1 tRNA gene and 1 rRNA gene are annotated in these 459 nt (G+C 45.3%); both read right to left on the bottom strand.

Features of this window, described 5'->3' with window-relative positions:
- Positions 1 to 131: 131 nt before the first annotated feature.
- A tRNA-Ile gene (locus K5Q99_RS22065) sits at positions 132 to 208 on the bottom strand.
- A 148-nt stretch (positions 209 to 356) separates the two neighbouring features.
- Positions 357 to 459 (bottom strand): 16S ribosomal RNA (locus K5Q99_RS22060); the annotation flags it as partial.

The raw sequence follows: 459 nt of genomic DNA, 5'->3' as shown, positions 1-459 counted from the left end.
TGCAGTGCGAGTAAGTAAGATGTTCCAAACCTCTAAAAGGATTGGTTTGCCAAATCGAGTTATCCGCGGCAAATTAACGCGACGTTTAGTTCACTAAACGAGTGTTAATTTAACAAAGGAGAACGAAAATTTGGTGGGTCAGAGTGGACTTGAACCACCGACCTCACCCTTATCAGGGGTGCGCTCTAACCAGCTGAGCTACAGACCCATCTTTGATAAACCTATTTAACTAGGTCCATCTTTTACTCTTTCTTCTATCAAGCAAATCTGTGTGAACACTCAAAAGGTACACGGATGTACCGAATGTCGAAAATGCAGGAGCATTTTTCGACCAAACATTAAGTTAGTCGTATAGGTAAGGAGGTGATCCAGCCCCAGGTTCCCCTAGGGCTACCTTGTTACGACTTCACCCCAGTCATGAACCACAAAGTGGTGAGCGCCCCCCCGAAGGTTAAGCTA

The organism is Shewanella hafniensis (assembly GCF_019655335.1).
In the GTDB taxonomy this organism is placed as follows: Bacteria; Pseudomonadota; Gammaproteobacteria; order Enterobacterales; family Shewanellaceae; genus Shewanella; species Shewanella hafniensis.
Note: the sequence above shows the minus strand (reverse complement) of the source record. Positions and strands in the feature narration are given on the sequence as shown.